The 12,764-nt window shown below is 68.3% G+C and carries 11 protein-coding genes; 7 read left to right on the top strand and 4 right to left on the bottom strand.

Annotation, left to right across the window (positions count from 1 at the left end; all coding sequences use genetic code 11):
* The first annotated feature begins 184 nt into the window (after positions 1-184).
* Both D7I44_RS06210 and D7I44_RS06205 read left to right on the top strand, forming a co-directional pair.
* A complete protein-coding gene (locus D7I44_RS06210) occupies positions 185-2,029 on the top strand; it encodes a sensor histidine kinase (protein WP_120788693.1) in 1,845 nt (614 codons plus the stop codon).
* Between the two features lie 76 nt (positions 2,030-2,105).
* Positions 2,106-3,023, top strand: coding sequence for an AfsA-related hotdog domain-containing protein (locus D7I44_RS06205; RefSeq protein ID WP_162940089.1), 918 nt, complete (start codon positions 2,106-2,108; stop codon positions 3,021-3,023).
* Positions 3,024-3,170: 147 nt separating this feature from the next.
* On the opposite strand, the gene D7I44_RS06200 is transcribed toward D7I44_RS06205, so the two are convergent.
* The 4 genes from D7I44_RS06200 to D7I44_RS06185 all read right to left on the bottom strand — a co-directional run bounded on the left by D7I44_RS06200 (position 3,171) and on the right by D7I44_RS06185 (position 7,608).
* On the bottom strand, positions 3,171-3,995 hold the full coding sequence (locus tag D7I44_RS06200; RefSeq protein WP_120788691.1) for an alpha/beta fold hydrolase: 825 nt from the start codon (positions 3,993-3,995) through the stop codon (positions 3,171-3,173).
* A gap of 139 nt (positions 3,996-4,134) precedes the next feature.
* Positions 4,135-5,253 carry a tricarballylate utilization 4Fe-4S protein TcuB gene (gene tcuB / locus D7I44_RS06195; protein WP_245980215.1) on the bottom strand — a complete coding sequence of 373 codons (1,119 nt, stop codon included), beginning with the start codon at positions 5,251-5,253 and terminating at the stop codon, positions 4,135-4,137.
* A gap of 7 nt (positions 5,254-5,260) precedes the next feature.
* A complete protein-coding gene (gene tcuA, locus D7I44_RS06190; protein WP_181445602.1) occupies positions 5,261-6,670 on the bottom strand; it encodes an FAD-dependent tricarballylate dehydrogenase TcuA in 1,410 nt (469 codons plus the stop codon).
* Positions 6,667-7,608, bottom strand: a complete 942-nt coding sequence (locus tag D7I44_RS06185; protein ID WP_120788689.1) for an MBL fold metallo-hydrolase — start codon at positions 7,606-7,608, stop codon at positions 6,667-6,669. Before D7I44_RS06185 ends, tcuA begins: the two co-directional genes overlap by 4 nt.
* Before the next feature lie 113 nt (positions 7,609-7,721).
* Here D7I44_RS06185 and D7I44_RS06180 point away from each other — a divergent pair, with 113 nt between their 5' ends.
* From D7I44_RS06180 to D7I44_RS06160, 5 genes are read left to right on the top strand one after another with little or no spacing between them, the layout of a single operon-like run.
* A complete protein-coding gene (locus D7I44_RS06180; protein ID WP_162940088.1) occupies positions 7,722-8,834 on the top strand; it encodes an ABC transporter substrate-binding protein in 1,113 nt (370 codons plus the stop codon).
* 45 nt (positions 8,835-8,879) lie between these two features.
* Positions 8,880-9,776: an SDR family oxidoreductase gene (locus D7I44_RS06175; protein ID WP_120788687.1), complete on the top strand. Its 897-nt coding sequence runs from the start codon at positions 8,880-8,882 to the stop codon at positions 9,774-9,776.
* Complete coding sequence (locus D7I44_RS06170) at positions 9,773-10,645, top strand: MaoC/PaaZ C-terminal domain-containing protein (protein ID WP_120788686.1); 873 nt, start codon at positions 9,773-9,775, stop codon at positions 10,643-10,645. Before D7I44_RS06175 ends, D7I44_RS06170 begins: the two co-directional genes overlap by 4 nt.
* Complete coding sequence (locus D7I44_RS06165; RefSeq protein WP_162940087.1) at positions 10,642-11,103, top strand: SRPBCC domain-containing protein; 462 nt, start codon at positions 10,642-10,644, stop codon at positions 11,101-11,103. The genes D7I44_RS06170 and D7I44_RS06165 overlap by 4 nt, the downstream gene beginning before the upstream one ends.
* Positions 11,100-12,743 (top strand): thiamine pyrophosphate-binding protein, encoded by a 1,644-nt coding sequence (locus tag D7I44_RS06160; RefSeq protein WP_120788684.1) that lies wholly within the window; start codon positions 11,100-11,102, stop codon positions 12,741-12,743. Before D7I44_RS06165 ends, D7I44_RS06160 begins: the two co-directional genes overlap by 4 nt.
* Positions 12,744-12,764 lie beyond the last annotated feature (21 nt).

Below are 12,764 nucleotides of genomic sequence, written 5' to 3'. Positions count from 1 at the left end.
TTGAGGGCTGCTCGGAAAAAAAGGGGGAGGGGCGCCTTCAATCGGGTTTGAGGGCGCCCCACAGGGTTGAGGGCGTGGTGTCGCCGCGAGGGCAACTGCGATACAGTCTGCCGTTCAGCCCAGCGGAATCGACGCTAGGAAGCCTCAAGAATTGCTCAGGTCGTCCGAAGGAGGAAGGCGCGGGATGTCGAGGCCATCGTTCCCCCTCGTGATCCTCGCGGCGAACGTCGCGTGCGCGCGGGCCGCCGAGGCGGCGCTCGACGCCACTGCGTTCGACCGCGACGGCGTCGCCGTCGAGATCGGCGGCACGGCGCCCGAGCACGTCGCCGTCATCTTCGTGGCGGAATCCGTCGCCGAGCTGCCCCTGGAAGAACTCGTCGCCTCTGTGGACCGCGACTATGTACTGCGGGCGGATGCCGCGCACGAGCTTCCCCTGCGGGTCGAGCTGCTGCGGCAGCGCAGCGCGCGCAGGCAGGCGAGGCATCACTCGGCGGAGAGGCTGCGCTCGGAGACCATGGCACTGACGTGGCGCGTCCACGGCTCGGACAGCGTCGCCGCGCTCGCCGACACGGTCGTCGCCGGTGTCGGGGAGGTCTTCGGCGCCGCAGGCGTCGCTCTCACGATTCCCGCGTGGCGCGACGGCGACGTCGAGCTGGGGCCCGGCGTTCATGTGAGCACGCGGCATGGTGCGCGGTTCGCCGGCGAGGACGAGACGGTGACCGCCCTGCCCGTCGACTGCGACAACGACATCGCCGGCGAACTGCTCATCGCCGACCCCATCGGGCACGCACGGCGCACGGCGTACGAGCGGGCACTGCTCGGCTATCTGGGCATCCAGATCGGCCGCGCGACGTCGGAGCTCTGGCTGCGCGATCGCGAGCGCGACACACAACGGCGGCTGCACGAGACCTCCGCAGAGCTGCAGAGGCTGCTCGATGAGATGGACGAGCTCGGCGTCGTGATCCGATCGATCGCCGACGCGGTCAACGTCGGCGTGCTCTTCTACGACACCGACAACCGCCCGAAGCTGCACAACCGCAGGGTCGACGATCTTCTCGCGCTCACGGGCTTCGATCCGCAGACGGGCCGCAGCAGGCACGTGTACGCCTCCGACCGGCGCACGCGGGTGAAACAGGACAAGAACATCATCTCCGAGACGCTCGAGGGCGATCAGCGCGGCCTCATCTACTGGATCGGCGACCCCGAGGGCGAGCAGCGCGCGATCGTCACCGAGGCGCACGGCATCACCCGGCCGGGCGGCGAGAGCCTCGGCTCTGCCGTGGTCACCTACGACGTCACCGACCTCGCGAACGCCATCGAGATCCGCGAGGAGTACCTCGCGACCGTCTCGCACGAGCTGCGCACCCCGCTCACCTCGATCGTCGGCTACCTCGACCTCATCGAGGACGGCTACGACGTCGACGCGCTCGGTTTCGGCAAGGAGTTCCGCACGATCCAGCGCAGCGCGGAGCAGATGCTCACGCTGATCCGCGACCTGCTCAGCACGAGCTCGCACGAGCTCGCGCTGCGCATCGAGCCGACGGATGTCTCCGCCCTGCTCACCCAGTCCGTCTCCGCGTTCCGCCCGGTGCTCGTCGAATCGCACCAGCAGCTGCGCCTGGAGGCGCCGGCCGGCGCTGTGCTCGCGCACGTCGACGGCGGCCGGCTCAAGCAAGTCGTCGACAATCTGATCTCGAACGCGGTCAAGTACACCCCTGAGGGCGGCGACATCACCGTGAGGCTCGACCGCGACGCGGCATCCGTCATCATCGCCGTCGCCGACAACGGCCGCGGAGTGAGCAAGACGGACCAGGTGCGCCTCTTCGACCGGTTCTTCCGCACGCGTGAGGCGCGTGAGGCGGCGATCCAAGGCGTCGGCATCGGACTCACGATCGTCAAGGCGATCGTCGACGCGCACGGCGGCACGATCTCGGTGACGAGCGAGCCCGGGCGCGGCTCCACGTTCACGGTTCGGCTGCCACTGCGGCCTGACTCCACGCCGCTTCCGACTTTGCCGATGCAACCCTGATTGGGGTGGACCCCATCGTGAGCTGCAGGGTGACCGGGCGCCGGCCCCTGATTACTGTTTGATAGTGGCGGGTGACGTGGTTCTGATCGATCGCAGCGCCGCGCACCGCTCGACGCGGTCCGAGTCGCTCGTGTGGGCGATCGAGGCGGTCTCCGAGACGAGTTGGCGTGCCGACGTCGAGATCCCGCGCAGCCACTGGCTCTGCCACCCGACACCCGACCGGGTCCCCGTGACCCTGCTCGCCGAGGCGTTCCGCCAGGCGGGCATGGCGATCTGTGTTGCCGGGCTGGGCATGGGGCAGTCCGTGCACTTCGTCGTCTCGAGCATGACGGTGCGCGTTGTGCCCGAGTCGCTGCGCTTCCCCCGGTTCGGCGCCCTCGAGGGGACGCTCGACGTGCGCTTCGCCGGCGTGAAGCACCGCAAGGGCATCCCGCACGTGCTCGAAGTGGAATACGAGCTGCCCGGCATCGCATCGGGCCGGGTGGATGCTCGGGTGCTGGTCGACCGCGACTACCGGGCCATCCGCCGCAACGCCGCGGCCCTCGACGACGAGGTGCGGGCGTTCGGCGGCGAGCTCATCGAGCCGATCGCGCGCGAGGCCGATCATGTGACGGCGCGACTCGGCGTCGATGAATCCGACCCGTTCTTCTTCGATCACCCTGTCGACCACCTGCCGGGCATGCTGCTGCTGCACTCGGCCGCCGTGGTGCACGAGCGCGAGCACGGGGCGCCGCCGCGCTTCCTGACCGTCGCGTTCCCGGCGTTCGGCGAGCTGCGCGCCGAGACGGTCGTGGAGGCCGCGATCAGCACGCACGGCGTCGACACCGAGTTCACCCAGGACGGCCGACTGATCGCCACAGCGACGACGGATGCGAGAACGGGCGCGTGGCCGGAAACCAAAGAACCGGGCCCGACCGCCTCGAAGATCTCGATTGCGGACGGACCCGGTGCCGACCCAGGACGTTCCGACCAACATCCCGTGCCGGGGCCGTGATTCCACTCGGGTTGGACACGCCCCTCTTCAGGGTTGAGGGCTGATCGCGTTGCAGGCGCGACCACTACCCATACTGCCGAGCGTCCAACCGCCGAAAGCGCGGGAAAACCTCAAGATCTCCGCAGTACCGACCCGGCGGGAATCCGCTCAGCTGGTGAAGAACGCGAGCAGGTCGGCATTGATCACGGCGGCCTGCGTCGTGGGCATGCCGTGCGGGAAGCCCTCGTAGGTCTTCAGCGTGCCGTTCTGAAGCAGCTTCGCGGTCAGTGGCGCGGAATCGGCGTACGGGACGATCTGGTCGTCGTCGCCGTGCATGACGAGGACCGGGATGGTGATCTTCGTGAGGTCCTCGGTGAAGTCGGTCTGCGAGAACGCGACGATGCCGTCGTAGTGGGCCTTCGCGCTGCCGGTCATGCCCTGGCGCCACCAGTTGAGGACGACGGGCTCGATCGTCTCGACGCCCTCGCGGTTGAAGCCGTAGAACGGTCCGGCCGCGACCTCGTAGTAGAACGCGGAGCGGCGCTCGGCCGTCTGCTTCTGGAAATCGTCGAAGACCGCCTTGGGCAGGCCGCCGGGGTTCGCGTCGGTCTGGACCATGAGGGGCGGCACGGCGCTGATCAGCACGGCCTTGGCAGCGCGGCTCTCGCCGTGGCGGGCGAGGTAGTGCGCGACTTCGCCGCCGCCGGTGGAGTGGCCGACGTGGATCGCGTCGTGCAGGTCGAGGTGCTCGACGACGGCTGCGAGGTCGTCGGCGTAGTGGTCCATGTCGTGCCCGTCAGGGACCTGCGCCGAGCGGCCGTGCCCGCGGCGGTCGTGGGCGACGACGCGGTAGCCGTGCTCGACGAAGAACATGAGCTGGGCGTCCCAGTCGTCGGCCGACAGGGGCCAGCCATGGCTGAAGACGATGGGCTGACCCGAGCCCCAGTCCTTGTAGAAGATCTCGGTCCCGTCGCCGGTGGTGATCGTGGGCATGCACGTGCTCCTCTCGATCTGCGTGCCGCCTTGTGGCGGACGAGAGCGCATTGATTTCCTCTGTACTCGCTTGCGGGCACTGGCGCCACTGGCAACCGATGACGGTTTGCGGTCGCTCGCGCGCCCGGAAGGGCGCCTGCTACCTCGCGCGCTGGGCGGGTTCCGTCTGCTGCGCCTGACCCTCGAGCACGTTCTTGTAGATCGCGAGCGTTCGGAAGATGAAGTGCACGAACTTCGTGTACGGCGCGACGGAGAAGGCGACGATCACCGCAGCCAGATGGACGACGAGGATCTCACCGAACAGGGGCGTCGTGCGCGTGAACAGCACGAGGAGCCCCGTGCCGTTGAGGACGATCAGCGACCAGAGGAACGAGACGTCCGCCCGCCTCATCACCGACGTCCCCTGATCGGGATCGCTGAGGCGCTTGAGACGCAGCAGCCCGATGCATCCGACGATCTGCGCCACTCCTCCGACAAGACCGCTGATCACCGGGACCGACGCATAGGGATACGGCGGGAGCAGGGCGAGAAAGTACTGTTCGAACGCCGCGGCGGTCGTCGAGAGGAAGGTCAGGAAGAACCCGACCATAACGAACTGGTGGAGCACGCGCCGGCTCATCGTCGGGCGGTCACCCGGATAGGTGCAGCCCTCGTCGGCCCCTGTCTGGTGCCTCAGGGTGAGTGCTTCCCGAAGCGCTCGGATCCAGCTCCGCCCGTGCATCAGCGCGCCGAGCGGTCCGTGTGTGAAGCGCCAGTATCGCGCCGCCGCGACGGCCAGCACGATGAGGGCATAGACGGCCGGTGCTGACACGAGGACGAGAAGCAGGTCGTGACGGATGACGGCGTATGCCGAGCCGTCTGTCGCCTCGAACGCCGTCCCGTTGGTGCTCAGCCAGCTCAAGACGGCGAGAAGCGCGGCCACAACGGCCGTCGCGACGATCGCGACGACCGTGCCGGACGCGTCACGCACGCGCGCGGCCGGCCAGATGAAACGGTGATAGGTGCTGGTGCGCTCTTCGGCGAAGATCTTGGGGGGGTTGACCCCGAACTCGTGCGGCGGCGTGTACATGCATGCGAGGTAGCAGTCACGGCAGTCGTGGCAGAGATTCGCCAGATGTGTGACGTCCGCCGGAGTGAGATCGACGCGGCGCTCGAGTGCCGGCCAGACGGGGCAATAGCCGGCGCAGTATCTGCACGAGTTGCAGATGTTCAACTGCCGCGCCGCCTCGTCGAATGATGATGGCCCGAGCTGTGGCATCCCCAGATTAATCGCGGCCATTTCTCGCCGCCTTCCTGCCGGCGATCCGGCCCCAGACTGTTCCGATGGTCATTCCGAAGCCGGCCATGTAGCCGGTGGACAGGATGTTGCCCGACATGATCTCTCCCGCGGCGAAGACGTTGTCGAACGGGGCGCCGTCAGCTCGCTGGACTCGCGCGCTCGCGTCGACCTTCACGCCGAGATAGGTGAAGGTGATGCCGGGTCGAAGCGGGATCCCGTAGAAGGGCGCGGTGTCGATGGGGAGCGCCCAGTTCGATTTCGGGGGGGTCGCTGCGGCCGAGACGCCGTCGAGTCCGGCCGGGTCGACGCGCTCACGCGCGTCCGGGGACACGCAGCGGTTGAAGGCGGTGATCGTGGCCTCGGCTGCGGTGCCGTCGATGCCGAGCTGGTCGGCGACGCCGGCGATCGTCGGCGCCGAGAACGATCCGTACATCGGCGGCAGGAATCGACCCTGCACCTGCGAGTCCCAGAACGCGTAGGCGATTTGGTCGGGCTGCATCGCGATGTTCCTGCCCCAGATCGCATAGCGCTTCGGCCAGATGTCCTCACCCTCATCGTAGAAGCGCTCGGCGCGATTGTTCAGAACCACGCCGAACGGGATCGAGTCGACTCTGGTGGCGATCCCTCCGTCGAAGCGGGGGCTGCGCGCGTCCACTGCCACCGAGTGGAATCCGCGCTCGTCGCCCGCGGTGGCCGCCCCCGACGCGAGGAGCGCAGCCAGGACCGTGCCGTCGTTCGTACGAGGACCGCGGATCAGGTAGTTGAGTGCGGCATCCCCCCAGTACCGCCGCAGCCAATCGATGTTCGCCTCGAATCCGCCGCTTGCCATCACGAAGCTGCGCGCTTTGATGACCTGCTCACCGTCGGCCCGGTCGACGCGCAGGGCGACGCAGCGCGTTCCCTGGAACTCGAGCTCTGTGACCCTGGCCTCGTAGAGGACGTGAATGCCGCGGGCCTCCGCCGTGCGGTAGTACGAGTTGAGCAGTGCCTTGCCGCCGCCGAGGAAGAACGTATTGGTCCGGCCGAGGTGCAGTGTGCCGGCCAGTGGGCGCTGGAAGCGGGCGCCGTGCGCGACCATCCAGTCGGGGACGCTTCGCGACGCTTCGACCGTGAGCATGGCGAGCTCAGGGTTGCTCGGCCCGGTGCCGACGCTGCAGAGATCCTTCCAGAGCTCCTCCTGGGCGTACGCGCCGGTGTTCCAGTCGGACCCGTCGCCGTGGACGCAACGGATGTTGCGCGTGTGCCGGCTGTTGCCGCCGCGGAAGAGCCGATCCGAGCGCTCGAGGACCAGCACCTGCGCCCCTTCGTCGCGAGCCGACATCGCGCTGACGAGGGCCGCGTTCCCGCCCCCGATGACCACGACGTCCCAGACCCGGTCCTGCATGGAGCCGCTCATCGGGCCTCCGCGTCGACGCAGTCGTTCCGTCGGAGCGACTCGAGATGCATCGCAGTCTGCGCGAGAGCCGACCTGAGATGGAAGCCGTGCAGGTTCTCCCACCCTGCGCTCCACGTCAGCGTCGCGGCGATCGCCCACACCGACTCGAGACCGGCATCCAGGGCAGCCGTGACCTCGCCGCCGCGCTGCAATTGATGTCGCGCGAGATCACCGGCACGAGCCGCGACATTGGGGAACGGCGCTTCGTGGCCGGGCAGGCCACATCGGGCCGGCAGCTGTGCCACGGCGTCGAGTGAGCTCAGATAGTCGCTGACGGCGCCCGGTGAGTACACCCCGCCGAGGCCAAGGCCCGAGTACGTGAAGGGAAGGATGTGGTCGCCTGTGAACACGAGGCGGCTGTCGGGATCCCACATGCACAGATGTCCAGGCGTGTGGCCCGGTGTCGTGATCACACGCAGTCGGCGGCCGGTGAGCGCGATCGTCTCCCCATCGGCGAGCAGCCGGTCGGGTTCCCGTGAGAACGGAACTGCAGGGGCCGGCAGCTCGATGAGCTCTGCGCGAGCGCGAGCGGGGATTCCCCAGTCTTCGTAGCGTCGAAGCCACGTGGTCTCGGCCTCGCCTGACACGAGGGATTGCATGGCGCCCCACTCGACCGCGCCGAACGCGAACTCGCATCCCGCTGCGGCACGGAGGTCGTCGACGAGCGCCACATGGTCACGATGAAGGTGCGTGCCGATGACCAGACGGATGTCCCTCAGGGCGTATCCGAGCCGTTCGCAGGCCTTTTCGAGCCGCGTCAGATTGCCGTCGCTCCGCTCGCCGGGGTCGATGACGGTGATGCCGCCGTCGCGGCCCACGAGCAGGTAGGCGACCGTGAACGGCATCGTCCCTGAGAAGGGCTGCTCAAGACTCCAGACGCCATCGTCGATCTGCTCCACGGGCGCAGACTATCCGAAGATTGACATGTGGTGTGCAGCAGAAGACAATTGAATACAGTTGCATACCATCGCTTGTGAGGTATGCGGACCCGGGTTGCAACAAGGAGGTTGTGATGGGTATGAGTGTGGGGCGCCGGTGGCGGCGCTGGGTGGTCGCGGGGATGCTGCCTGTGGCCGCGGTGGTGTTGGCGGCGTGCTCGCAGGCGGCCTCGACGCCGGCGGCGAGCTCGGCGGCGCCGAGCGTGTCGGCCACGCCGGACTCCGCGGCGGAGCAGGCGCTGATCGCGCAGGCCAAGCAGGGCGGGAAGGTGCAGCTGTACACCTCGGTGGACCCGACGACGGCCGCGACGCTCGCGAACCAGTTCCAGCAGCTCTACGGCATCCCGGTGCAGGTCACCCGCCTGGTCTCCGGCCCGCTGGTGGCCCGCTACACGGCCGAGGCGCAGGCCGGCAAACCGGTCGCGGACGTGGTGATCGCCGCGAACGAGCCGTTCTTCGCCGACGGGCTCAGCAAGGGCTGGCTGCTGCCGATGACGAGCGCGCAGGTGCCGAACATCGCCCAGCTGCCCAAGACGTTCCAGTACGACGGCTCGGTGGGAGTCGGCACCTCCCGGCTCAGCGGCCTGGCGGTGAACACCCAGCTGGTGACCTCCGGCGCCCCGACGACCTGGCAGCAGCTCACCGACGCGAAGTGGAAGGGCAAGATGGTCACCGACGACCCGCGCACCATCCCCGTCGTCCTGGCCCAGTGGCAGGCGCTGGACAAGAAGCTCGGCGACTCCTACCTGCAGAAGATCGCCCAGCAGGACGTGGAATGGGCCCCCTCCCTGGTCACCGGCGTCCAGGAGGTCGCCGCCGGGGAGAAGACCCTCGCGTTCGGCATCAACCAGGGCCACGTCTCGCCCCTGATCAGCACCGCCCCCAACGCGCCGGTCACCCAGCCGATCACCTACCTCAAACCCGTCGACGTCGGCTTCGCGTGGAACGCCGGAGTCTCCGCCCACTCCGGCAACCCCGCCGGCGGACGCCTGTTCATCAACTGGCTCCTGACCGACCAAGGCCAACAACTCTTCAACGGCGCCACCCTCTCCCCCTCCGTCCTACCCGCCGTCACCATCCCCGGCGCACCCCCCATCACCAAAGACTTCGTCGACCTCACCACCAACGAGAACATCCCCACCACCGAAGAAACCCGCATCCTCAACCTCCTCGGACTCAACAAATGATCGGGGCGCTGAACCTCGGCGGTCGACACGACGGCGAGGCGGCCGATGGGCTTGTGTGACGGGCGTGTCGCGGTCGTGACCGGTGCCGGGCGTGGAATCGGGCGGGAGCACGCTCTCGCGCTCGCTCGAGCGGGAGCGCGAGTGGTGGTCAATGACATCGGTGCAGCGGTCGACGGCTCGGGCGGTTCGGGCGGCCCGGCGGCCCAAGTGGTCGCCGAAATCGAGGCCGCGGGCGGTCGAGCTGTCGCCAACACGGACGATATCTCGGACTTCGAGGCGGCCGGCCGGGTCATCCAGAGCGCACTCGATGCTTTCGAGCGCCTCGACGTCGTCGTGAACAACGCCGGGATCCTGCGTGACCGGATGCTGGTCAACATGACCCCGGAGGAGTGGGATGCGGTCATCCGCGTTCACCTTCGCGGCACCTTCGCGATGGCTCAGCAGGCGGCGGCGCACTGGCGAAGCCAGAGCAAGGCCGGCCACGAGGTAGATGCCCGGATCATCAACACGACCTCAAATTCCGGGCTGTTCGGGAATCCGGGCCAGGCGAACTATGGCGCCGCGAAAGCCGGCATCGCGGGCTTCACAGTGATCGCGGCGCTCGAGCTCGAGCGCTATGGGGTCACCGTGAACGCCATTTCGCCCGGGGCCGACACGCGCATGACCGTCGGTGTCCTGCCTGAGGGCGCGCCCGGCGCCGACGGGTTCGATCCGCGTGACCCGGCGAACATCTCCCCGCTCGTCGTCTGGCTGGCGAGCCCCCGCTCACGGGCGGTGACCGGGCAGGTCTTCCTTGTGCGCGGCTCATCGGTCGCGATCGCCGAGCGGTGGCGCAAGGGCGCCGAAGTCGTCACGGACGGCAGGTGGGACCCCGCTGCGCTGGGCGAACTGGTCCCCGATCTGATCGCCTCCACCACATCGGTGACGAGTGCGCTGTCATGAGCTCAGACCTCACGACGCTGGTCGGACGCAGCAGCGAGGAACGCGAGTTCGTATGGGACGACAGGTTGGTGCGCCTCTACTCCCTCGCCGTGGGAGCAGCATCCGACGACCCGACCGGCCCTGAACTCGTCTTCGCGGCTCCTGGCGATGCATCCTCGAACGCGATGCTGCCAAGCTTCGCCGTTCTTCCCGGCGCGGACGCGAGGCGCTCGCTCGACCTTCACGAGCTGGGCGAGAGCACGCCGGTGCATGCCGGGCAGTCGATCCGGATCCTTCAGCCCCTGCGCCGTGAGGGCAGGCTCGTCTCCACGGCGCGCATCTCCGCAGTGTGGGACAAAGGCTCCGGCGCCCTGGTGGAGATCGAGTCCGTCTCGCGGGACGCGGTCACCGACAAAGTCGTCGTCGTCAACAACTCGGCGACTTTTGCTCCCGGTGCTGGCGGTTTCGGAGGCGAACGCGGGCCGAGCGTTCCCGCGGCCCATGTCGAGGTCGATGCCGACGCGGTCGTGTCCCTCGACACCCGGCCCGAGCAAGCGCTCCTCTACGCGCTGCTCGGCGATGAGAATCCGCTGCACTGGAATCCTGAGGTAGCCGCCGCAGCCGGTTTCGAGCGGCCGATTCTCCACGGCCTGTGCACTTTCGCGATCGCCCTTCGTGCAGTCGTCTCCGCGCTCGATATCACTGACCCGTCGTTGCTGCGCGACACCTCAGCGAGGTTCAGCGCACCGGTCATCCCGGGGGAGCGGCTCTCGGTCTCGGTATGGCGAACGCCCTACGGAGCACGTTTCCGTGCGACGAAGGCCGATGGCACTGTCGTGCTCGACCGTGGTGTCGCGTCCCTCGGGACCAGCACGGGAGCGAAGCCGTGATCCGCATCGCCGAGCGCGTCGCGGTCGACGCCTCGGTCGACGAGGTGTGGAAGGTGCTCTCCGATCTGCCGACGGTGGTTTCGTGCATTCCCGGCGCCGAACTGCTGGGTGACGGACCGGACGGGTTCGAGGTCGCGATCACCGTCCGCTTCGGCCCGATGCGGATCGGCTTTTCGGGATCCGGGACCGTGGACTTCGACGAGCGCGAGCGCAGCGGCCGGGTTGAAGGAAAGGGGCGCGATCGCCGCGGAGCCACCAAGACGACGGCGTCGGGCGTCTTCGCCGTCGTCCCAGCGGGCGAAGCGGCATCGGAGATAACGGCCGACGGCGAGGTGCGGCTCTCAGGGCCTCTGGTCGGGGTCGTCGAGCGTGGCGCGCAGTTCGTCGTCGCCGGCATGGCGCGCGACTTCGCCAAGGCTGTCGCCGCCAGGTGCGGTCAGGAGAGGGAAGTGTCGTGAAGGTCTACGAGGCACTGGCCGCTGGATTCGCGCGGGAAGGCGTCGGCGTTGTCTACGGCCTGATGGGCGACGCCAACATGAAGTGGTTGAACGCGATCTCAGCGAGCGGCATTCAGGTGGTGAACGTACGCCACGAAGGCGCGGGTCTCGCCATGGCGGACGGCGAGGCGCGCGCATCCGGCCGGGTCGGCGTGTGCACGACGACGAGCGGACCCGGAACCTCGCAGCTGGCCACGACCATGCTCGTCGCGAGTCGGGCTCGAACCCCGCTCGTCGCCTTCTGCGGCGATGTGGAGCGCGGCGCGACCGACGAGCCTCAGTACCTCGACCAGAAGCGCTTCGCCGAGGCCACGGAAGCCGGGTTCGTCCGCCTCGAGCGCGGCGAGGATGCCTTGCGAGTTGTCTCCGACGCGTTCCTGCTCGCCACGAGCGAGTCCCGCCCCGTCATCCTCTCGGCGCCGTTGGACGTTCAGAACCTGGAGGTCGACCTCGACTCGGACGACTACGTGCCCGCTCGCGAGCGCCGCGATCCGTGGCCGCTCGCCCCACACGCCGCTGCCATCGCCGCCGCTGCGGCGCTGATCGAAGAGTCCGAACGTATCATCATCGTCGCGGGGCGCGGCGCGGCCGACGCCGAGCCGGAGATCGCACGGCTCGCCGACAAGACGGGGGCCCTGCTCGCCACGTCGCTGCTGGCGAAGGGATTCGCAGCGGACGACCCGTTCAACATCGGGATCGTCGGGCTGTACGCGACGCGCACGGCCATCCAGCTCTGCCAGGAGGCCGATCTTGTGATCGGCATCGGCGCGAGTCTCAACACCTATACGACGGAGCAGGGCTACTTGTTTCCGGACGCCGCGTTCATCCTCGCCGACACGAAGAGCGACCCAGTCCTGTGGGACGGCCGTGCTCCTGACGCGGTGCTCCGGGCCGACGCCGCACTTGCCGCCGAAGCGCTGCTGGCCGCCGTTTCCGAGCGCTCGGGCCGGCAAGGATTCCGCACGGACGAGACCAGGGCGCTCATCGCCGACGCCGACGACGACCGCTCGCCCGTCGAGCTCGACGAGGGCACGGTGGATCCGCGTGAGGTGTGCCGGTCCGTTGATCGACTGGTGCCCGGTGACTTCGGCCTCGTCCTCGGCAGCGGGCATCAGACCAGGTTCCCCACGATGATCCTGCGCCGGCCGCGCCCGTTTGTGATCGCCCAGCACCATTTCGGCTGCATCGGCCAGGCGCTCACCACCGGCATCGGCGCAAGCTTCGCTAGGGGCAAGGCGCCGGTGTTCACGCTTGAAGGCGATGCCGGCTTCATGATGCATCTCGCCGAGTTCGACACGGCCGTGCGTTATGGGGTTCCGATCCTCGTGATCGTCATGAACGACGAGGCGATCGGCGCGGAGTACCAGAAGTCGAAGGCAACGGGACTCGATGAGTCGCTCACGCTGATCCCCGCGCCGGATCTGGGGCTCGTCGCTCGTGCGCTCGGCGGCGACGGGAAGCTGGCCCGCTCGATCGCCGAGGTCGAAGCGGGGCTTGCCGACTTCATCTCGGCCCCCCGGCCGTATGTGCTCGACGTGCGCATCTCGCGCACCGTGTTGAGCATCCCGTATCGCCGGCTCTGGAACGGCGAAGACGTGTGAATCAGGAACAAGGAGGCAAGG

It is taken from the genome of Gryllotalpicola protaetiae (assembly GCF_003627055.1).
Taxonomy (GTDB): domain Bacteria; phylum Actinomycetota; class Actinomycetes; order Actinomycetales; family Microbacteriaceae; genus Gryllotalpicola; species Gryllotalpicola protaetiae.
The sequence above is the reverse complement of the archived record's forward strand: the minus strand, read 5'-3'. Positions and strand labels throughout refer to the sequence as shown.